This is a genomic window from Streptomyces tricolor (assembly GCF_002155905.1).
Classification (GTDB): Bacteria; Actinomycetota; Actinomycetes; order Streptomycetales; family Streptomycetaceae; genus Streptomyces; species Streptomyces tricolor.
In genome coordinates this window covers 1-20,208 of record NZ_MUMF01000022.1, presented here as the reverse complement: position 1 = coordinate 20,208, position 20,208 = coordinate 1, and the positions used below count along the sequence as shown (strand labels likewise).

Genomic DNA, 20,208 nt, shown 5'->3' with positions numbered 1-20,208 from the left:
GCGAGGACGGCCGGGTGCGGGCGGTGGCCACGGAGGACGCCGAGTACCCGGCGGACGTGGTGATCCTCGGCATCGGCGTCCGTCCGGAGACGTCCCTCGCCCGCGCGGCGGGGCTGCCGCTGGGCTCCCACGGCGGTCTGCTCACCGACCTGGCGATGCGGGTGCGCGGGCACGAGAACATCTGGGCGGGCGGCGACTGCGTGGAGGTGCTGAACCTGGTCTCCGGCCAGGAGCAGTACGTGCCGCTCGGCACCCACGCCAACAAGCACGGCCAGGTCATCGGCACCAACGCGGGCGGCGGTTACGCCACCTTCCCGGGGGTCGTCGGCACGGCGGTCAGCAAGGTCTGCGACCTGGAGATCGCCCGGACCGGCCTGCGGGAGAAGGACGCCCGCCGCGCCGGCCTGCGCTACGAGGCAGTCACCATCGAGTCGACCAGCCGCGCCGGCTACTACCCCGGCGCGGCCCCGATGACGGTCAAGATGCTCGCCGAGTCGCGCACCGGCCGGCTGCTGGGCGTGCAGATCGTCGGCCGGGAGGGGGCGGCGAAGCGGGTCGACATCGCGGCGGTGGCGCTCACCGCGCGGATGACGGTGGACGAGATGACGGCCCTGGACCTGGGCTACGCCCCGCCGTTCTCGCCGGTGTGGGACCCGGTGCTGGTGGCGGCGAGGAAGGCCGCCTCGAAGGTTCGCGCTTCCTCAGCGCTCTGAACCCGGCTCGGCGGCACCGCCCGGGGCCGCTTCGGATGGGGTCTGCCCGGGCTTGGTGTGCAGGATCGCGCGGGCCTGCTCCGCGGCGCGGGCGGTGCTCTCGCTGACGAAGTCGAGGAAGCGGGCGATGTTCTCGAACCGGGCGCCGGCCGGGGTGTCGGCGCCGAGGACGCCGACACCCTGCCGCGCGGTCTGCACGATCTGGGCGATCGCCCGGGCGCTGGCCATCATCGACTGGTACATGATGTCGTCGTCGATGACATAGCGCTCGCGCCGGCGCTCGTCGCGCTCCCGCCGGACCATGCCCTGGCTCTCCAGGAACGCGATCGCCTTGGAGACGGACGCCGGGCTGACGTCGAGGCGCCGGACCAGTTCGGACGCGGTGAGCCTGCCGGTGTCGGTGAGGCTGAGCGCGGCCATGACCCGGGCCATCATCTTCGGCATGCCCGACTGCATCATGACGGTGGCGAAGGTCTCCTCGTACGCGCGCACCGCCTCGGCGTCGCGCCCGTGGGCCTGCGCGGGCGCCCGCTCCCCCCGGGGCGCGGCCTGCCTGCGCCGCTGGGCGCGGTGTTCGGTGGCGCGGTGGGCCAGGTCGGCGCGGTAGGCGGCGGGTCCGCCGTTGCGCATCACCTCGCGCGTGACGGTCGAGGTCGGACGGTCGAGACGTCTGGCGATCTCCGCGTAGGCGAGGCCGTCGGCCAGCCCCAGCGCGATCTGCTGACGTTCCTGCTGCGTGAGCCTGCCTCCTGGCATCGCGGTCTCCTTCGTACTCCTCAAGTACCGCCACCGTAGCGTTCGCCCTCATGTCATTGCAACACGCTGGCCAGCATTGTTGCATTAAACGACAGACCATTGCAACGATTTCGATGCTTTGACCTGTGTAAATACCAATCCAACGCAATGAAGTTGTTGCTGGATCCATAAACGCAACGTAGCTTTTCCGTTGTCGGAAACAAGAAGCCGAAGGAGAGCACGATGCAGAAGTTCGCCACCCCCGCCCCGATCGCCGCCGTCCTCGACATCCCCGCCGGACGCGTCCAGCTGATCGCCGCCGACCGGGCCGACACCACGGTCGAGGTCCGGCCCGCCGACCCCGCCAAGAGCCGCGACGTGAAGGCGGCGGAGCAGATCGAGGTCGTCCACGGAGACGGCGTCCTGCGGATCGCGGCGTCGGCCGCGAAGAACCAGTACTTCGGCCCCTCCGGCTCCGTCGAGGTGACCGTCCAGCTGCCCGCCGGTTCGCGGGTCGAGGCGAAGGCCGCCGGTGTCGAGTTCCGGGGCGTCGGGCGGCTCGGCGACGTCACCCTGGAGGGCGCGCACGGCCCGGTGAAGATCGACGAGGCCGCGAGCGTGCGCCTCACCGTCTCCGCCGGCGACGTCACCGTCGGCCGCCTGGCCGGCCCCGCGGAGATCAGCGTCCAGAAGGGCGGCATCGACATCGCCGAGGCCCTCTCCGGCGACCTCGTGCTGCGCACGCGGATGGGCGACGTGTCGGTCGCCGCCGCGGCCGGGGTCTCCGCCTCCCTGGACGCCGGCACCGGCTACGGCCGGATCCACAACGCCCTGAGGAACACCGCCGGCGCCGCCGGCCTGACCGTCCACGCGACCACCGACCACGGCGACATCACCGCCCGCAGCCTCTGAGGCCCGCGGCCTCCGAGGAAGGAGCACCCCTCATGACCGACCTGGCCATCGCGGCGAACGGGCTGCGCAAGTCCTACGGCGACAAGGTCGTACTCGACGGCGTCGACCTGGCCGTCCCGGAAGGAACGATCTTCTCCCTGCTCGGCCCGAACGGCGCCGGCAAGACCACCGCCGTCAAGATCCTCTCCACCCTGGTCTCCCCCGACCCCGGCAGCGGCCGGATCAGCGTCGGGGGCCACGACCTCGCCACCGACCCACAGGCGGCGCGCGCCGCGATCGGCGTCACGGGGCAGTTCTCCGCCGTCGACGGCCTGATCACCGGCGAGGAGAACATGCTCCTCATGGCGGACCTGCACCACCTCTCCCGGCACGAGGGACGGCGGGTCGCCGCCGAACTGCTGGCGCGCTTCGACCTCACCGAGGCCGCGAAGAAGCCCGCGTCCACCTACTCCGGCGGTATGAAGCGCCGCCTCGACATCGCCATGACCCTGGTCGGCGCCCCGCGGATCATCTTCCTCGACGAGCCGACCACCGGTCTGGACCCGCGCTCCCGGCACACCATGTGGCGGATCATCCGGGAGCTGGTCGCCGACGGCGTCACCGTCTTCCTCACCACCCAGTACCTGGAGGAGGCCGACCAGCTCGCCGACCGCATCGCCGTGCTCCACGACGGCACGATCGCGGCGCAGGGCACCGCCGAGGAGCTGAAGCGGATCGTCCCCGGCGGACACGTCCGGCTCCGCTTCACCGACCCCGCCGCCTACCGGAGCGCCGCCACCGCCCTGCGCGAGGCCTCCCCGGACGACGCCTCCCTCGCCCTCCGGATACCGAGCGACGGCAGCCAGCGCGCCCTGCGCTCCGTCCTCGACCGGCTGGACTCGGCCGGCGTCGAGGCCGACGAGCTGACCGTGCACACCCCCGACCTCGACGACGTCTTCTTCGCCCTGACCGGCGGCGTCGACCTCCCCCACCAGCCCACGGAGGCGGCCCGATGAGCAGTTCCCTCTCCCTCGCCGTACGCGACTGCTCCACGATGCTGCGCCGCAATCTCCTGCACGCCCGGCGCTACCCGTCCCTGACGCTGAATCTGCTGCTCACGCCGATCATGCTGTTGCTGCTCTTCGTCTACATCTTCGGCGACACCATGAGCGCGGGCATCGGCGGCGGCGCGGACCGCTCCGCGTACATCGCCTATCTCCTGCCGGGCCTGCTGCTGATGACCATCGGCTCCACCACGATCGGCACCGCGGTCTCCGTCGCCACCGACATGTCCGAGGGCATCATCGCCCGCTTCCGCACGATGGCGATCCACCGCGGTTCGGTGCTCGTCGGGCACGTCGTCGGCAGCGTGCTCCAGTCGGTCCTCGGCGTCGTGCTCGTCGGCGCCGTCGGCGTGGCCATCGGCTTCCGCTCCACCGACGCCACCGCCCTGGAGTGGCTCGCGGCCTTCGGACTGCTCGTGCTCTTCGCCACGGCGCTCACCTGGATCGCGGTCGGCATGGGCCTGGTCAGCCCGAACGCCGAGGCCGCCGGCAACAACGCGATGCCGCTGATCTTCCTGCCGCTCATCTCCAGCACCTTCGTGCCGGTCGACGCGATGCCGGGCTGGTTCCAGCCGGTCGCCGAGTACCAGCCCTTCACGCCGGCCATCGAGACCCTGCGCGGCCTGCTGCTCGGCACCGGGATCGGCCACAACGGCTGGCTCGCCGTCGCCTGGTGCCTGGGCCTCACGGTCCTCGGCTGGTTCTGGTCGGCCGCGAAGTTCGACGGCGCCGCGGAACAGCGGCCGTGACCTCGCGGGCCGGCTCCCGCACCCCGCCGCACGCGAGGGCGGCGTACCCCGACACCCCCGTCGGCGTACGCCGCCCCGTTCGCGTGCGGGCCGGCCGGCGGCTACGCCGTCCCGCTGATCCGCGGCAGCGAGGTGACCGCCGAGGACACGGCCGCCGGCTGCTCCCCGGAGGGTTTCGCGTGGGTGGCCGACGGCCGGGCGGACCGCAGCCGGTAGCTCACCGCCTCGTCCAGCGTCACGGGCCGCTGCATCTGCGAGGCCAGCCGCCCCGCCTCCTGGCCGAGCCGTGCGACGTCCTCCCAGGGAAGCCGTACCACCAAGGACAGCTCGGCCTCACCGTCGGGCAGAGCATGCATCGCCGAAACCTGCGGAGCGTTCGTCATCGCCTGATCCTCACGTCGGTTGAGAACACATACGCGCACCCGCCCGGCGCCGTTCACCGATTCGCAAAGCCGATCGGGGGCACTACTTCTGTGTGGTCATCCCCGTCCATGACGTGAACCCGGCGCGCCGCACCCCCTGGGTGACGTACGCGCTCCTCGCCGCCAACGTGCTGGTGTTCCTCACCATGCCCGGCACGGCCGGGTCCGTGGCCGGCGGCGACAAGCTGGCACAGCTGTGCGATCTGCGGGCCTTTCTGGACCACTACGCGGCCGTCCCGCGGGAGCTGATCCACCATCAGATGCCCCGGCTCGTCCCGACCGGAGACGTCGGCGTGGGCCCGGGCGGCCCGGGCTGCGTCGTGGCGCCGCCCGGCTACGACAAGTCCCCCGAACTGTCGGTCTTCACGGCGATGTTCCTGCACGGCGGCTGGCTGCACCTGCTGGGCAACATGCTCTTCCTGATGATCTTCGGCAACAACGTCGAGGACCGGATGGGCCACATCCGCTACTTCCTCTTCTACGTCGCCTGCGGCTACGCGGCCGGTTACGGCTTCGCGCTGCTCAACGCCGACTCCGGCGACCCGCTGATCGGCGCCTCCGGCGCGATCGCCGGGGTCCTCGGCGCCTATCTGGTGCTGTATCCCAAGGCCAGGGTGTGGGTCCTGGTGCCGTTCCTGGTCTTCCTGCCGCTGCGGCTGCCCGCCTGGCTGGTGCTGGGCTTCTGGTTCGGGCTCCAGGCGGTGTACTCCTCCGGGCACGGGGTGTCCGGCGGCGGCACGGTGGCGTACGCGGCGCACGTGGTCGGCTTCGTGGCGGGCATGCTGCTCGCCTGGCCGCTCAAGCCCGGCACGCCGCCCCCGCCGGAGCCGCCCGGCCTGCTGTTCGGCAGGCGCGCGCGGCCCCGCTACACGTGGTGAGCCGGCCCGCGCGTCAGCGCGCGGTGGCGGTGTGGACGTACTCCACGAGCCGGGTCAGCGCGTCCGGGTCGGTGTTCGGCATGACGCCGTGGCCGAGGTTGAAGACGTGCCCCTCCAGGCCGGCGGCGGCGTCCAGCACCTCGCGGGCCTTGGCGGCGACGGTGTCCTTGTCGGTGAACAGGACGGTCGGGTCCAGGTTGCCCTGGAGCGCCTTGCCGGGGCCGACGCGGCGCCGGGCCTCGTCCAGCGGGACGCGCCAGTCGACGCCGACGACGTCCGCGCCGGCCTCGCCCATGAGCCCCAGCAGCTCGCCGGTGCCGACGCCGAAGTGGATGCGCGGGACGCCGTACCCGGCGACGGCGTCGAAGACCTTCACGGAGGCGGGCATGACCGAGCGCCGGTAGTCAGCGGGGGCCAGCGCGCCGGCCCAGGAGTCGAAGAGCTGGACGGCGCTCGCGCCGGCCTCGATCTGGACCTTCAGGAAGGCGGCCGTGATGTCGGCGAGCCGGTCCAGCAGGTCGGCCCACAGCTCGGGGTCGCCGTACATCATCGCCTTGGCGTTCTCGTACGTGCGCGAGGGGCCGCCCTCGACCAGGTAGCTCGCGAGGGTGAAAGGCGCGCCGGCGAAGCCGATCAGCGGGGTGGCGCCCAGTTCGCGGGTGAGCATGCCGATGGCCTCGGTGACGTACGGCACGTCCTCGGGGCTGAGGTCGCGCAGCCGGGCCAGGTCGGCGCGGGTGCGGATGGGCTGCTCGACGACCGGGCCGACGCCGGGCTTGATGTCGAGGTCGAGACCGATGGCCTTCAGCGGGACGACGATGTCGCTGAAGTAGATCGCCGCGTCCACGTCGTGCCGGCGCACCGGCTGGAGCGTGATCTCGGTGACCAGCTCGGGCCGCATGCACGACTCCAGCATCGGGACGCCCTCGCGCACCTTGCGGTACTCGGGCAGCGAGCGGCCGGCCTGGCGCATGAACCACACGGGGGTGTGCGGCACGGGTTCGCGCCTGCACGCCTTGAGGAAGGCGCTGTCGTACGTCGCTGTCGGCTGCGTGGTCTCATTGGCGGTCACGAGGCAAGTTTCGCATGCCGCCGGACGGCACCCGTGCCGCCCCGGGCGGCACGACCGCCCACGGCTGTCCATGTGTCTTGCCCTGCGCCGAGCCCCGCTTCCCCTTACTCTTCCCCGCATGGCTGCGGCTCACGGACGAATGTCGGACAGCGCTGACGGAACGGACGACGTGAAGGACACCGAGGAGGCGGACGGGCACCCCGGTGTCCCGGGTCCGCCGGCTTTCCGCACCGCGGTCGAGGCCCTGCGCGGCACCCGGCTCCGGCCGCAGGTGGAGGTGGAGCCGACGCCCGCCCCGCAGCGGCTCGCGCCGTACGCGTACGCGCTGGAGGCGGTGGTGGTCGACGGCGAGCAGGAGCTGGCCGACGGGCGGCTGGTGCTGCTGCACGACCCGGCCGGGCACGAGGCCTGGCGGGGCACCTTCCGGCTGGTGACGCTGGTGCGCGCGGAGCTGGAGCCGGAGATGGCGGCGGATCCGCTGCTGCCCGAGGTGTGCTGGTCGTGGCTGACCGGGGCGCTGGGGGCGCGCGGACTGGGCTACGGCGAGCCGAGCGGCACGATCACCCGCGCCGGTTCGCACTACTTCGGCGGGCTCGCCGAGCGGCCGGCCGCCTCGCAGATCGAGATCCGCGCGTCCTGGACGCCCCGCGAGGGCCTCGGCGGGGTGCCGGACACCGCCGCCCATCTGGCCGCCTGGTGCGATCTGCTGGCCCAGGTCGCGGGCCTGCCGCCGGCCGGTCCGGGGGACGCCTCGGTGGTCACCCTGCCGCAGCGCCGGGGCCCGCAGTCCCGGTGAACGGCCGCCGCCCGGTGGGGAGCGAAACGCTCTGTTGACCATCTCTTTGTCGATACGGCCACTTTCCGTACTCGAATCGCACCTGCTCGAACCGACTCGATCTTCGGGTGATCGATCGCGTGTCCGAATTGCACAGATTGTTACTCACTAGATCGTGATCATTCTCTAAAGGCGGACGAGTTTGCTGCCGAAGACGACTGTGACCTTGAAAGCACGGTTCGTCCCGGCTTCATCCCCACAAGCCGGCCCCGTCCCCCACCCAGGAGGCCTGGTGTCCGTTCTCCTTGAGCAACCCGCAAGCCTGGTCGCCTACCGCCCGAACAAGCCGACCGCCATGGTGGTCGTGGCCGACCCGCGCGTCCGCTCCACCGTCACCCGCCATCTGTGGGCGCTCGGCGTGCGCGATGTCATCGAAGCCTCGTCCATCGCGGAGGCTCGTCCCCGCATCGGCAACCCGCGCGACATCTGCGTCGCCGACGTCCACCTGCCCGACGGCTCCGGCCTCACCCTCTACCGGTTCGACAAGGACACCGCCAACCCGCCCAAGTCCAACTGTGCCGACGACTGCGCCACCACCTGGCCGCCCGTCCCCGCAGAGGACGCCACCGCGGGCGCCGGCATCGACAAGGCGCTGCTCGGCGAGGTCACCCGCCCCGACGGCACCAAGCAGCTCACCATCGACGGCTGGCCCGCCTACCGCTACGCCAAGGACGTCAACGCCGGCGACGTCAACGGCCAGGGCGTGGGCGGCAAGTGGTTCGCGCTCGCCCCCTCCGGCAAGAAGGCGAAGCTGTCCGACCTGCCCGGTCTGTCCGTCCGCAAGGACCCCAAGCTGGGTGACATCGTCGTCGACAGGAACGGCATGACGGTCTACCGCTTCATGAAGGACGAGGCCTGGCCGAAGCCCGTCTCCAACTGCACCGGGGCCTGCCTGGAGAAGTGGCCGGCCGTCGCCCCGGTGAACGCGGACGACACGAAGGGCGTGAAGAAGAAGGGCCTGATGTCCTTCACCCGTTCCGACGGCGGCAAGCAGATGACCGTCAACTGCTGGCCCATCTACACCTTCGCCGGGGACAAGGCCCCGGGCGACACCAACGGTCAGGGCGTGGGCGGCACGTGGTACGCCGTCTCGCCCGACGGCAAGCCGGTCGGCGCGCCGGGCGAATAGATCACCTCCCCAGGGTCGATCGCCCCGCCCGACCCGGCGCGCGCGGCCGAAGATCCGCCCCCTCCGCACCGCACGGAGGGGGCGGATCGTTGTGTGCGGTGAGCGCGCACGCGGCCGGACACCCGTCACACAGCGGGATCGTCCGGGCACTTGCCGCAGGCAGTGACCGGGAACGGACGGTCAATTTCCGGTTCGGGTCGCTCCTTTGGCGGGCGATCAGTAGCCTCAGCTCGAACACCGGATCGCCTACATCTGTCCACGCCTTGGAGAGTCACATGGAGCGTCCCGCCTGGGCCCCACGGAGCATCGACATCTCGGTGCCCAGCGTCTCGCGGATCTACGACTACTACCTGGGCGGTTCGCACAACTTCGAGGTGGACCGGGAAGCGGCCCGCAAGGCCATGGGGTTCATGCCGGGGCTGCCGAAGATCATGCAGGCCAACCGGGCATTCATGCGCCGGGCCGTGCGGTACGCGGCCGACGAGGGCATCACCCAGTTCCTCGACATCGGCTCCGGCATCCCGACCTTCGGCAACGTCCACGAGGTGGCGCAGGCGGCCGTGCCGGGCGCCCGGGTGGTCTACGTCGACCACGACCCGGTGGCCGTCGCCCACAGCCAGGCCGTGCTGGCGGGCAACGAGGACGCGGACGTGGCCGCCGCCGACCTCCGCAGGCCCGAGGAGATCCTCGCCAGCCCCCAACTGGAGCGCCTGATCGACCTGAATCGGCCAGTGGCCCTGCTGCTCGTTGCCATACTGCACTTCGTGGAAGACGCGGACGACCCGTACGGTGCGGTGGCCGAGCTGGGCAAGGCGCTCGCGCCCGGCAGCCTGCTGATCCTCACCCATGCCTCGTACGAGGGAATCCCGCTGCCCGCCGAGCGGGCCGCGGGCGCGGTGGACGTATACAAGGACATTCGCAACCCGCTGATCATGCGCTCGCGCGAGGAGATCGCGCGGTTCTTCGAGGGGTACGACATGGTGGAACCCGGACTGGTGCCGATGCCGCTCTGGCGCCCGGACACGGCACCGGAGGACGAGGATCCGTATGCCTTCTCCGGATTCGCCGGCGTGGGGCGTACGGCGTGATCGCGGAGCCGGACGGGCCGGAGGACAGACTGCGCCGGCTGACGACGATCTGGAGCCGGGCGGTCTTCCCGGTCACCTCGACGTCGCTGACCCGCGTCGAGTTCGAGGAACAACTGCTGCCGCTCGCACGCCGGTTGAGCGAGCTGCTGCGCGCCCGCAGCTACGACGCGGACGCCGCCAAGGCCGTCGGCGCGGCCCTGGTCGGGGCGCACTGCACCGACCCCGAGGCACTGGCCCGCACCCTGGACTGCATCGACGCCTACCTGGTCCTGTACTGCGGCGAGGACGGCCCCCAGGACGAACTGCGCATGCGCTCCTCGCGGTTGCAGCACGCGATGGCCGCCGGCTACGCCCAGGCGCTGCGCGAGCGCACCCTCGCCGAGCAGGAGGCCATCGCCCAGGCCGCGTTGCAGGCCCAGGGCGTGGTGGCGCAGGCGCTGCACGCGAGCGAGGCCCGCTTCCGCGCGGTCTTCGAGGGCGCCGCCATAGGGATCGGCATCGCCGACCTCGACGGCAACGTCCTCCAGGTCAACGAGGCGCTGCTGCGCATGTTCGGCCTCACCGAGCAGGCCCTGCGCGGCCGGCGGGTGCAGGACTGGGTGCACCCCGAGGACGCCCCGCAGACCTGGCGGCTCTACGACGAACTCGTGCGCGGCGAGCGCGAGCACTACCACGTGGAGAAGGCGTTCAACCGCACCGACGGCACGGTCCTGTGGACCAACCTGACGGTCTCCCTGCTGCGCGACGCCGACGGCACCCCGCAGTACCAGCTGGCCCTCATGGAGGACACCACCGAGCGCCGGCTGCTCAACCTCCGGCTGCGCTACGAGGCCACGCACGACGCCCTCACCGGCCTGCCCAACCGCTCCCTGTTCTTCGAACGGCTGGAGAAGGCCCTCAACGCGGGCGAGGGCCAGCGCTTCGGCCTGTGCTACCTGGACCTGGACGGCTTCAAGACCGTCAACGACAGCCTCGGCCACGCGGCCGGCGACCGGCTGCTGGTGGAGGTCGCCGACCGGCTCCAGTCCTGCGCGACCGCGCCCGGCGAGATGGTCGCCCGGCTCGGCGGCGACGAGTTCGTGGCCCTGACCACCGGCCCCGGCACCGAACGCACGGTGGACGAACTCGCCGAGCGCATCATGAACGCGCTGGTCACCCCGATCAGCATCGACGGCCGCGACCTCATGGTGCGCGGCAGCCTCGGCATCGTGGAGGGCCCGGCCGGGGAACGCACCGCGGCCGAGGTGCTGCGCAGCGCGGACATCACCATGTACCGGGCCAAGTCGGCCGGCGGCAACCGCTCCGAGCTGGCCGACCCCGAGGCCGACGCCCGCGCGATCACCCGGCACGGCCTGACCACGGCCCTGCCGACCGCCCTGGAGCGCGGCGAGTTCTTCATCGAGTACCAGCCCCTGGTCCACCTCGGCGACGGCAGCGTGCGCGGCGCCGAGGCCCTGGTGCGCTGGCTGCACCCGCAGCACGGCGTGCTCGGCCCCGACCGCTTCATCCCGCTCGCCGAGCACACCGGGCTGATCGTGCCGCTGGGCCGCTGGGTCCTGGAGGAGTCGATCCGCCAGGCCCGCGCCTGGCGCGAGCGCTACGGCCCGCAGACCGCCGCCGGTCCGCTGCGCATCAACGTCAACCTGTCCCCGTGCCAGCTCAGCCACCCCGGCCTGGTGCAGGACACGATCGACATCCTCGAACGGTCGGGCGTCACCCCGGACGCGCTCTGCCTGGAAGTCACCGAGTCCGCGCTCATCGGCGCCGACGACGACCTGCTCAAACCCTTGCGCCGACTGTCCGAGATGGGCGTCGACATCGCCCTGGACGACTTCGGGACCGGCTACTCCAACCTCGCCAACCTGCGCCGCCTGCCGGTGAGCATCCTCAAACTCGACCGCTCCTTCACCCAGGGCATGCAGCAGTTCCCCGCCGACCCCGTCGACCTGAAGATCGTGGAGGGCATCGTCTCCCTCGCCCACAGCCTCGACCTCGCGGTCACGGTCGAGGGGGTGGAGACCGGCGCCCAGGCCGAGCAACTGCGGATACTGGGCTGCGACACGGCCCAGGGCTGGTACTACGCCCGCCCGGGCCCGCCGGAGAGACTCCACGACCTGGCGCTGGTGGACGCGACGGGCTGACCCGCCGCGGCCGTGCCGCCGTCGCCTTCCCGGGCGGTCGCGGCCACGGCGGCGGCCGTCCGGACCAGGGCCGCGGTGGCCGTCGAGCGGGACTGCTGCGGCCAGGCGACCGCCAGCACCGACGGCGGCGCGTCCGGCACCGCCCGGTAGACGACGCCGGGGCGGGGATAGCGGTCGGCGACGGACGCGGGCAGCACGGTGACCAGCTCGCCCAGGGCGACGCGGGTGAGCAGCTGGGCGAGATCACGGCCGCCCTCGCGCCGGACCTCCGCCAGGAACCCGTGCAGATCCCCGGGGCGCAGCCCGAGATCGGCGAGCAGGACCCGCTCGCGGGCGGCGAGCGGATGGGCCGCGCCGAGCACCGCGACCCGCGGCTCGGCGAGCAGCGTCTCGGTGTCCAGGCCGGTGCGGTCGAAGGGCTCGTGGACCAGCGCGGCGTCGGCCTCCCCGCGCCGCAGCAGCCGCGGCAGTTCCTGCCAGCCGCCCAGGCGGACCGTCACCGGGACGGCGGCGGGCTCGGCGGCGTAGCGCTCCAGGATCGGCCCCAGCAGTCCCGCGTCGCCGTCGGCCTTGACCGCCAGCACCAGTGTCCGCTCCGGGGCGGCCGCGCGCCGGGTCCGCCGTCCGGCCGCCTCCAGGGCGTCCAGCGCGAACCGCGCCTGCCCGAGGAGCACCTCGCCCGCCGGGGTCAGGGCGACGCTGTGGGTGGTCCGCTCGAAGAGGGTGACGCCGAGATCCGCCTCCAGCCGGCGGATCGCCCGGGACAGGGGCGGCGCGGAGATGCCCAGCCGCCGGGCGGCGCGGGCGAAGTTGAGTTCCTCGGCGACGGCGACGAAGTAGCGCAGCGGGCGGGACTCCACGGCCTCCCCCTTCCCTCGGCATTGCCCTGAGGGTAACAACCGCGACCGCAGCGGTCCTTCAGTTCCGGGACGCCGAACGGCAGGCTCGCTCACGTCACTTCACATCCCCCTTCCGGCGCTTCCTCGTGCCCTTCTCCAGGAGTTCTCGATGATTCTCGTGACCACCCCGACCGGCCGGATCGGCAGCCGGGTCCTCGACGCCCTCCTCGACGCCGGGGACGCGGCGGGACCGGTCCGCGTGCTCGTCCGCGACCCGGCGCGCCTGTCGCCGCGGGTGCGCGCCCGCGTCGAGGCCGTCGCCGGCTCGCACGCCGACCCCGAGGTCACCGCCAAGGCCTGCGCGGGCGTCGACCGCGTGTTCTGGCTGGTGCCCCCGATGCCCACCGCCGACAGCGTCGAGGGGCACTTCCGCGCCTTCACCCGGCCGCTGGCCGACGCGATCGGCACCCAGGGCGTCGAGCGGGTCGTCACGGTCTCCACCCTGGGCCGCGGTGTCGCCCGGAACGCCGGGCAGATCTCGGCCTCCCTCGCCATGGACGAGGTGATCCGGGCCACCGGTGTCCACCACCGGGCGCTGTGCCCGCCGTTCCTCATGGAGAACCTGCTCCACCAGGCCGGGGCGCTCCGCGGCAGCGGCGTGCTCGCCATGGCGGCCCCCGGCGACCGGGTGCTGCGCACCTGCGCCACGCGTGACATCGGCGCCACTGCCGCGCGGCTGCTCCTCGACGGGTCCTGGACCGGCCAGGACGACGTCCCGCTGGTCGGTCCGGACGCGCTGACGCCGCAGGGCATGGCGGACGTCGTGGCCGAGGTGCTGGACCGGCCCGTCCGCTTCCAGCGGCTCAGCGGCGCGGAGTACACGGCGACACTGCTGCGGCACGGGGCGAGCGAGGACTGGGCGCGGGCCCTGACCGACCTCATGCACGCCACGGCCGAGCAGGGCTTCTACGGCGGCGCGGCGCCCAGCACGCCCGAGCACGCGCCCACGTCGTTCCGCCGGTGGTGCGAGGAGGTGCTGAGGCCCGCCGTCCTGGGCTGACCGGGCACCGGCTACCGCTCCAGCAGCATCCGCTGCAACTCCCGGGCCGCCCGCGGCGGGGCCACGTCGCTGCGGTGGGCCAGGGCGATCGTCCGGTGCAGACCGGGGCGGGCCAGCGGGGTGACCCGCAGCCCGCGCCCGGCGCGGGCGGCCACCATCCGCGGTACGACGGCCACGCCGAGCCCCGCCCGCACGAACCCCAGGACCGCGTCCATCTCGCCGCCCTCCACGGCGAAGTCCGGTTCGAAGCCGGCGGAGCGGCACGCGGCGACGGTCAGCTCCCGCAGGTCGTACCCGTGCCGGAACATCACCAGCCGCTCCCCCTCCAGGTCGCCGATCTCCACCGCCCGCCCGTCCCGGCCGGGCACCGGCGCCTCCGGTGAGGACACCACCACCAGGTCCTCCCGCAGCAGCTCCACGGTGGTCAGCGCGGGCGCCGGCGTCGGCAGCGGCAGCACGATCAGCGCGAGGTCCAGCGCGCCGCGCGCCAGCTCCCGCACCAGGTCGTGCGAGCCGCTCTCCTCGATCAGCAGGCGGATGCCCGGGTACCGGTCGTGGAAGGCGCGCAGCACATCCGGCAGCAGCCCCGTGCACAGGCTCGGCGTCGCCCCCAGCCGGACCCGCCCCCGGCGCAGCTGCACCAGCTCCTGCACCTCGTGCCGGGCGGTGTCCGCGTCGGCCAGGATGCGCCGGGCCAGCGGCAGCAGCGCCTCGCCGGCGTCGGTGAGCGTGATGTTGCCCCGGGCGCGCAGGAAGAGATCCGCGCCCAGCTCCCGCTCCAGTGCCTTGATCTGCTGGGACAGCGAGGGCTGGGCGACATGGACCCGCTCGGCGGCCCGGGTGAAGTGCCGGGTCTCGGCGACGGCCACGAAATACTGGAGCTGCTGGAACTGCATGGGGTCACGATAGCTTCCGGCTATTGAATCCAGCCGCACCATGTCTTGGACCGATGGGGTCGTTCGGCCCTAGCGTCATGGCCATGGCTCTGGCAACGCGGACGGACCGACGGCCGTCCATGGCGCGCACGATGTGGGACTCCTCCGTCGGCAAGAAGACGGTGATGGCGGTCAGCGGCGTGATCATGCTGCTGTACCTGGTCGCCCACGTCATCGGCAACCTGAAGATCTTCTTCGGCGCGGAGGAGTTCAACCGCTACGGGCACTGGCTGCGCACGGTCGGCGAACCCTTCATGCACTACGAGTGGACGCTCTGGCTCGTCCGGATCGTCCTCCTCGTCGCCGTGGTCGCCCACGCGACCTCCGCCTACCAGCTCAGCCGGCGCGACATCAAGGCCCGGCCCAGCAAGTACGTGCACAAGAAGCCGCGGGCCAGCTACGCGACCCGCACCATGCGCTGGGGCGGCGTCATCCTCGGCCTCTTCATCGTCTGGCACGTCCTCGACCTGACCACCGGCACCGTGCACCCCGGCGGCTTCCAGGAGGGCCACCCGTACCAGAACGTCGTGGACACCTTCTCCACCTGGTACGGCAACGTCGTCTACATCGCGGCGATGCTGGCGCTCGGCCTGCACATCCGGCACGGCTTCTGGAGCGCCGCCCAGACCCTCGGCGTCGGCAGCCGCACCCGCGACCGGGCCCTGAAGACCATCGCCAACGTCCTCGCGCTGCTGCTCACGGCCGGCTTCATCGCCGTACCCGTGGGCGTCATGACCGGAGTGGTGAGCTGACATGACTACCTACGCCGACTACACGACCGGCGCGCCGGTCACCGACACCAAGGCCCCCTCCGGGCCGATCCACGAACGCTGGGACAAGCGCCGCTTCGAGGCGAAGCTGGTCAACCCCGCCAACCGCCGCAAGCACACCGTCATCGTCGTCGGCACCGGCCTGGCCGGCGGCTCCGCGGGCGCCACCCTCGCCGAACAGGGCTACCACGTCGTCCAGTTCTGCTACCAGGACTCCCCACGCCGCGCCCACTCCATCGCCGCCCAGGGCGGTATCAACGCGGCGAAGAACTACCGCAACGACGGCGACTCCATCCACCGGCTGTTCTACGACACCGTCAAGGGCGGCGACTTCCGGGCCCGCGAGTCCAACGTGCACCGGCTCGCGCAGATCTCCGTCGAGATCATCGACCAGTGCGTGGCCCAGGGCGTGCCGTTCGCCCGCGAGTACGGCGGACTGCTCGACACCCGCTCCTTCGGCGGCGTCCAGGTCTCCCGCACCTTCTACGCCCGCGGCCAGACGGGCCAGCAGCTGCTGCTCGGCGCCTACCAGGCGCTGTCCCGGCAGATCGCCGCCGGGAACGTGGAGATGCACCCGCGCACCGAGATGCTCGACCTGATCGTCGTCGACGGGCGGGCGCGCGGGATCGTCGCCCGGGACCTGGTCACCGGGAAGATCGACACCTACTTCGCGGACGCCGTCGTCCTCGCCTCCGGCGGCTACGGCAACGTCTTCTACCTGTCGACCAACGCCATGAACTCCAACGCGACCGCCGTCTGGCGGGCGCACCGGCGCGGCGCCTACTTCGCCAACCCCTGCTTCACCCAGATCCACCCGACCTGCATCCCGCGCACCGGCGACCACCAGTCCAAGCTCACGCTGATGAGCGAGTCGCTGCGCAACGACGGCCGGATCTGGGTGCCCAAGGCCCAGGGCGACACCCGCCCGCCGAACGAGATCCCCGAGGACGAGCGCGACTACTACCTGGAGCGCATCTACCCGTCCTTCGGCAACCTCGTGCCCCGCGACATCGCCTCCCGCGCCGCGAAGAACGTCTGCGACGAGGGCAGGGGAGTGGGCCCCGGCGGACAGGGCGTCTACCTGGACTTCGCCGACGCCATCCGGCGCATGGGACGGGGGGCCGTCGAGGCCAAGTACGGCAACCTCTTCGACATGTACCAGCGGATCACCGACGAGGATCCGTACGAGGTGCCGATGCGGATCTACCCGGCCGTGCACTACACGATGGGCGGCCTCTGGGTCGACTACGACCTCCAGACCACCGTTCCGGGCCTGTTCGCGATCGGCGAGGCCAACTTCTCCGACCACGGCGCCAACCGGCTCGGCGCCTCCGCGCTGATGCAGGGCCTGGCCGACGGCTACTTCGTGCTGCCGGCCACCATCAACGACTACCTGGCCCGCAACCCCCACCAGGAGCCGGTCACCGACGGACACCCCGTCGTCCAGGAGGTGCTGGCCGAGACCGAGGACCGGATCAACCTGCTGCTGGCCGTGGACGGCGACCGCACCCCGGACTCCTTCCACCGCGAACTCGGCGAACTCATGTGGGAGTTCTGCGGCATGGCGCGCACCGACTCCGGGCTGCGCAAGGCCCTGGAGCGCATCCCGCAGATCCGCGAGGAGTTCTGGCGGCGCATCAAGGTGCCCGGCACCGGCGAGGAGTTCAACCAGTCGCTGGAGAAGGCCAACCGCATCGTCGACTACCTGGAACTCGCCGAACTGATGTGCCTCGACGCGCTGCACCGCACCGAGTCCTGCGGTGGCCACTTCCGCGAGGAGTCCCAGACCCCCGACGGCGAGGCGGCCCGCAAGGACGACGAGTTCGCCTACGCCGCCGCCTGGGAGTTCACCGGCACCGGCGAGGCACCCGTCCTGCACAAGGAAGACCTGGTCTTCGAGTACGTCCACCCCACCCAGCGGAGCTACGCATGAAGCTCACCCTGCGCGTCTGGCGGCAGAAGAACGCCGACGCCGAAGGAGCGATGTCCACCTACGAGGTGGACGACATCTCGCCCGACATGTCCTTCCTGGAGATGCTGGACGTCCTCAACGAACAGCTCATCCTCTCCGGCGAGGAGCCCGTCGCCTTCGACCACGACTGCCGCGAGGGCATCTGCGGCGCGTGCAGCCTGGTCATCAACGGCGACGCGCACGGCCCGGAGCGCACCACCACCTGCCAGCTGCACATGCGGTCCTTCCAGGACGGCGACACGATCGACATCGAACCGTGGCGGGCGTCCGCCTTCCCGGTGATCAAGGACCTGGTGGTGGACCGGTCGGCGTTCGACCGGATCATCCAGGCCGGCGGCTACATCACCGCGCCGACCGGCTCCGCGCCGGAGGCCCACGCCACACCGGTGCCGAAGGCCGACGCCGACTTCGCGTTCGAGCACGCGGAGTGCATCGGCTGCGGGGCGTGTGTGGCCGCGTGCCCCAACGGGGCGGCGATGCTGTTCACCTCCGCCAAGGTCAACCATCTCAACGTGCTGCCCCAGGGGGCGCCCGAGCGGGAGACCCGGGTGCTGGACATGGTGGCGCAGATGGACGCCGAGGGATTCGGCGGGTGCACGCTCACCGGGGAGTGCGCCACCGCTTGTCCCAAGGGGATCCCGCTGATGTCGATCACGAGCATGAACAAGGAGTGGCTGAGGGCCACCCGGAAGGCGGGGAAGCGGTAGCGCCCAAGAACGTTCGCCGATCGGTGGACGGGCGGGGCCGGGACTGGTGCTCCCCGGCCCCGTCTGGTTTTCCGGGCCCCCTGTAGTCTCCGCGCATGATCTTCGGAAACAAGGGGAGGGAGCGGTTCCTCGATGCCGTAGCCGGTTTCGAGGCCGCTGTGCGCGAACGGGACGCCGACCGGTCGCAGCAGCACTTCCAGGACATGCACCGGTTCTTCGGCGAGGCCGACGACCAGGAGTTCCACCGGGCCGGGCCACGGCTCGCCGGGATACTCGACGAGGTCCCGCCGGGACCCCGCGCCACCGTCGCGGTGATCGTCGGCGCGTGCGTCGAGCGCGGCGCCGACGCCTCCGTCTGCGGGCCGCAGGTCCTCGCCGGACTCGCCGAGACCCTCGACGGCGCCCGGGAAGCCAGCGAGCGATGGGAGGCGACCGGCGGCGGGGAGTTCCCCGACCCGGAGGCGGAGGAGGCGCACCCGGACCTCTTCGACCGGGTCGGGCCGGACGCCGCCGTCGCCTGGCTGACGCTGCACCAGTGGGAGATGGCCTCCGTCGCCATGCTCAACCACGCCGCCGTCCGCACCACGCTCGGCACCGACACGCGCGCCCGCCTGTTCCGGACGCTGCGCGCGGTGGAGGAGGCCACCGGGCACGACTTCAAGTGCCTGGCCTACGCCCTGCTCGTCCTGGACGACGAACCCCTGATCGTGCTGCACCGCCCCACCGGCACCGGCTACGCCCTGCGCATGACCGGCATCGGCGACAACTTCCAGCTGCACACCCTCCTCGCCGACGTCCTCATCGGCGGCGGCCATCTGCCCGGCCGCGCCCCCTCCGCCGAAGAGGCGGCCGTCTGCCGGGACCAGCCCGGGCAGGTCCACACCACCGGCTCCTTCAACCTCGTCACCCCCTCCGGGGACTGGGTGTGGAACGAGGGCACCCCCTCGGACATCCCCGTCGTGGACGGCGTACGCCTGCTCGTCCTGGACCCGCCGCCGTACGAGCGCAGCTGGCCCGCGGGCCGGTTCTTCCCGCACATGACCGGCGACCTGGTCCTGGAGCGGGTGCTCGACGCGGACGAGGCCGGACGGCTGCTCGCCGGGTGCGTGAGCAAGGACGCCTGACCCGCCGGACCCCGGCGTTCACCACCCTCACATCCGCTCTCCCGGCACCGGTCACGCACACGCCAACCGGCCTCGGAAGAACAGGAGCGGCGGGCCGCACGCACCAGGCCCGCCGCCCCCGTCGCCGCCCCGGCCCGTGACCAGGAGAGAGCCATGACCGGCGTGTCCACCCTCGACCGTCCCCCGCAGCCCGCGGCACCCACCCGCTACACCGTCACCCTCGCCCGTGACGAGGCCGACGTGCGTGCCGCGCAGAGGCTGCGGCACGACGTCTTCGCCGGGGAGCTGGGGGCCCTGCTGGCCACCGCGGAGCCGGGGCACGACGTCGACGCCTTCGACGCCCACTGCGACCACCTCCTCGTCCGCGACACCATGACCGATCAGGTCGTCGGCACCTACCGGCTGCTGCCCCCGGAGCGGGCCGCCGTCGCCGGCCGGCTCTACTCCGAGGGCGAGTTCGACCTGGCCGCGCTCGACGCGATCCGCCCCGGCCTGGTCGAGGTCGGCCGCTCCTGCGTCCACCCCGACCACCGCGACGGCGCCGTCATCGGCCTGATCTGGGCCGGCATCGCCCGCTACATGACCGACCGGGGCCACGAGTGGCTGGCGGGCTGCTGCTCCGTGCCGCTCGCCGACGGCGGCGCCCTCGCCACCGGCACCTGGGAGCGGGTGCGGGCCAGGCACCTGGCGCCCGAGGAGTTCCGGGTCCGGCCGCTGCTGCCGTGGACCCCGAACCCCGAGGCCCCGGCCGCCCGCACCGAACTCCCCGCCCTGCTGCGCGGCTACCTGCGGCTCGGCGCCTGGGTGTGCGGCGAACCCGCCCACGACCCCGACTTCGGCGTCGCCGACCTGTACGTCCTGCTGCCGATGCGCCGGGTCAACCCGCGCTACCTGCGGCACTTCCTCTCCCTCGTCCCGGCCTGATGAGCACCTGGCTGCCCACCGCGCCCTGCACCCCGGGCGCCTGCGTGGAGCCGGCCCGGGCCGCCGTGGCCGTACCCCGTGCCGTGCTGCGGCTGACCGCGGTCGCGGCCCTGCTGCTGGCCGGGATCGTGCTGTCCCCGCTCGGCAGGACGATCCCCGC

20 protein-coding genes are annotated in these 20,208 nt (G+C 72.3%); 15 read left to right on the top strand and 5 right to left on the bottom strand.

Annotated elements, in window-relative coordinates; all coding sequences use genetic code 11:
- Nucleotides 1-713, top strand: a 713-nt coding sequence (locus tag CCN44_RS02015) for an FAD-dependent oxidoreductase (protein WP_158103065.1), incomplete at its 5' end; no start/stop codon positions are given.
- Here the strand turns inward: CCN44_RS02015 and CCN44_RS02010 are convergent.
- Nucleotides 702-1,469 carry a GbsR/MarR family transcriptional regulator gene (locus CCN44_RS02010; protein WP_059253490.1) on the bottom strand — a complete coding sequence of 256 codons (768 nt, stop codon included), beginning with the start codon at nt 1,467-1,469 and terminating at the stop codon, nt 702-704. The genes CCN44_RS02015 and CCN44_RS02010 overlap by 12 nt on opposite strands.
- 222 nt (nt 1,470-1,691) lie before the next feature.
- Between CCN44_RS02010 and CCN44_RS02005 the strand changes: the two genes are divergently transcribed.
- Genes CCN44_RS02005 through CCN44_RS01995 form a run of 3 tightly spaced genes read left to right on the top strand, consistent with a single transcriptional unit; the run spans nt 1,692 to nt 4,152 of the window.
- Nucleotides 1,692-2,360, top strand: coding sequence for a DUF4097 family beta strand repeat-containing protein (locus CCN44_RS02005; protein ID WP_086696689.1), 669 nt, complete (start codon nt 1,692-1,694; stop codon nt 2,358-2,360).
- Nucleotides 2,361-2,392: 32 nt separating this feature from the next.
- The gene (locus CCN44_RS02000) at nt 2,393-3,355 is read left to right on the top strand and encodes an ATP-binding cassette domain-containing protein (RefSeq protein WP_086696688.1); all 963 of its coding nucleotides are present in this window, start codon (nt 2,393-2,395) and stop codon (nt 3,353-3,355) included.
- On the top strand, nt 3,352-4,152 hold the full coding sequence (locus CCN44_RS01995) for an ABC transporter permease (RefSeq protein WP_059253484.1): 801 nt from the start codon (nt 3,352-3,354) through the stop codon (nt 4,150-4,152). Before CCN44_RS02000 ends, CCN44_RS01995 begins: the two co-directional genes overlap by 4 nt.
- 101 nt (nt 4,153-4,253) lie before the next feature.
- On the opposite strand, the gene CCN44_RS01990 is transcribed toward CCN44_RS01995, so the two are convergent.
- Entirely contained in the window at nt 4,254-4,535 is a 282-nt protein-coding gene (locus CCN44_RS01990) for a hypothetical protein (RefSeq protein WP_059253482.1), read from the bottom strand.
- A 92-nt stretch (nt 4,536-4,627) separates the two neighbouring features.
- On the opposite strand from CCN44_RS01990, the gene CCN44_RS01985 reads away from it, so the two are divergent.
- Nucleotides 4,628-5,452 carry a rhomboid family intramembrane serine protease gene (locus CCN44_RS01985; RefSeq protein ID WP_059253480.1) on the top strand — a complete coding sequence of 275 codons (825 nt, stop codon included), beginning with the start codon at nt 4,628-4,630 and terminating at the stop codon, nt 5,450-5,452.
- A gap of 13 nt (nt 5,453-5,465) precedes the next feature.
- Here the strand turns inward: CCN44_RS01985 and hemE are convergent, their stop codons facing one another.
- Nucleotides 5,466-6,524: a uroporphyrinogen decarboxylase gene (gene hemE, locus CCN44_RS01980; protein ID WP_059253478.1), complete on the bottom strand. Its 1,059-nt coding sequence runs from the start codon at nt 6,522-6,524 to the stop codon at nt 5,466-5,468.
- 118 nt (nt 6,525-6,642) lie between these two features.
- Here hemE and CCN44_RS01975 point away from each other — a divergent pair, with 118 nt between their 5' ends.
- From CCN44_RS01975 to CCN44_RS01960, 4 genes are all read left to right on the top strand, one after another.
- Complete coding sequence (locus tag CCN44_RS01975) at nt 6,643-7,320, top strand: DUF3000 domain-containing protein (protein ID WP_059253477.1); 678 nt, start codon at nt 6,643-6,645, stop codon at nt 7,318-7,320.
- A 271-nt stretch (nt 7,321-7,591) separates the two neighbouring features.
- Nucleotides 7,592-8,488, top strand: coding sequence for an SCO0930 family lipoprotein (locus tag CCN44_RS01970; RefSeq protein WP_244203880.1), 897 nt, complete (start codon nt 7,592-7,594; stop codon nt 8,486-8,488).
- A 275-nt stretch (nt 8,489-8,763) separates the two neighbouring features.
- The gene (locus tag CCN44_RS01965; RefSeq protein WP_059246660.1) at nt 8,764-9,576 is read left to right on the top strand and encodes an SAM-dependent methyltransferase; all 813 of its coding nucleotides are present in this window, start codon (nt 8,764-8,766) and stop codon (nt 9,574-9,576) included.
- Nucleotides 9,573-11,717: a putative bifunctional diguanylate cyclase/phosphodiesterase gene (locus CCN44_RS01960; RefSeq protein WP_059246661.1), complete on the top strand. Its 2,145-nt coding sequence runs from the start codon at nt 9,573-9,575 to the stop codon at nt 11,715-11,717. The genes CCN44_RS01965 and CCN44_RS01960 overlap by 4 nt, the downstream gene beginning before the upstream one ends.
- Here CCN44_RS01960 and CCN44_RS01955 read toward each other — a convergent pair.
- A complete protein-coding gene (locus CCN44_RS01955; RefSeq protein WP_086696687.1) occupies nt 11,654-12,577 on the bottom strand; it encodes a LysR family transcriptional regulator in 924 nt (307 codons plus the stop codon). The two genes, CCN44_RS01960 and CCN44_RS01955, sit on opposite strands and share 64 nt — an antisense overlap.
- Nucleotides 12,578-12,725: 148 nt before the next feature.
- On the opposite strand from CCN44_RS01955, the gene CCN44_RS01950 reads away from it, so the two are divergent.
- Nucleotides 12,726-13,616, top strand: a complete 891-nt coding sequence (locus CCN44_RS01950; RefSeq protein WP_059246662.1) for an NAD(P)H-binding protein — start codon at nt 12,726-12,728, stop codon at nt 13,614-13,616.
- Between the two features lie 11 nt (nt 13,617-13,627).
- Here CCN44_RS01950 and CCN44_RS01945 read toward each other — a convergent pair whose 3' ends face one another.
- Nucleotides 13,628-14,512 carry a LysR family transcriptional regulator gene (locus tag CCN44_RS01945; RefSeq protein WP_059246663.1) on the bottom strand — a complete coding sequence of 295 codons (885 nt, stop codon included), beginning with the start codon at nt 14,510-14,512 and terminating at the stop codon, nt 13,628-13,630.
- A gap of 119 nt (nt 14,513-14,631) precedes the next feature.
- On the opposite strand from CCN44_RS01945, the gene CCN44_RS01940 reads away from it, so the two are divergent.
- From CCN44_RS01940 to CCN44_RS01920, 5 genes are all read left to right on the top strand, one after another.
- Nucleotides 14,632-15,303: a succinate dehydrogenase gene (locus tag CCN44_RS01940; protein WP_059246664.1), complete on the top strand. Its 672-nt coding sequence runs from the start codon at nt 14,632-14,634 to the stop codon at nt 15,301-15,303.
- Nucleotide 15,304: 1 nt separating this feature from the next.
- Nucleotides 15,305-17,254 (top strand): fumarate reductase/succinate dehydrogenase flavoprotein subunit, encoded by a 1,950-nt coding sequence (locus tag CCN44_RS01935; RefSeq protein ID WP_086696686.1) that lies wholly within the window; start codon nt 15,305-15,307, stop codon nt 17,252-17,254.
- Nucleotides 17,251-18,000, top strand: coding sequence for a succinate dehydrogenase/fumarate reductase iron-sulfur subunit (locus CCN44_RS01930; protein ID WP_086696685.1), 750 nt, complete (start codon nt 17,251-17,253; stop codon nt 17,998-18,000). The genes CCN44_RS01935 and CCN44_RS01930 overlap by 4 nt, the downstream gene beginning before the upstream one ends.
- Before the next feature lie 95 nt (nt 18,001-18,095).
- Nucleotides 18,096-19,124 (top strand): hypothetical protein, encoded by a 1,029-nt coding sequence (locus CCN44_RS01925; protein WP_086696684.1) that lies wholly within the window; start codon nt 18,096-18,098, stop codon nt 19,122-19,124.
- A gap of 153 nt (nt 19,125-19,277) precedes the next feature.
- Entirely contained in the window at nt 19,278-20,048 is a 771-nt protein-coding gene (locus CCN44_RS01920; protein WP_086696683.1) for a GNAT family N-acetyltransferase, read from the top strand.
- Nucleotides 20,049-20,208 lie beyond the last annotated feature (160 nt).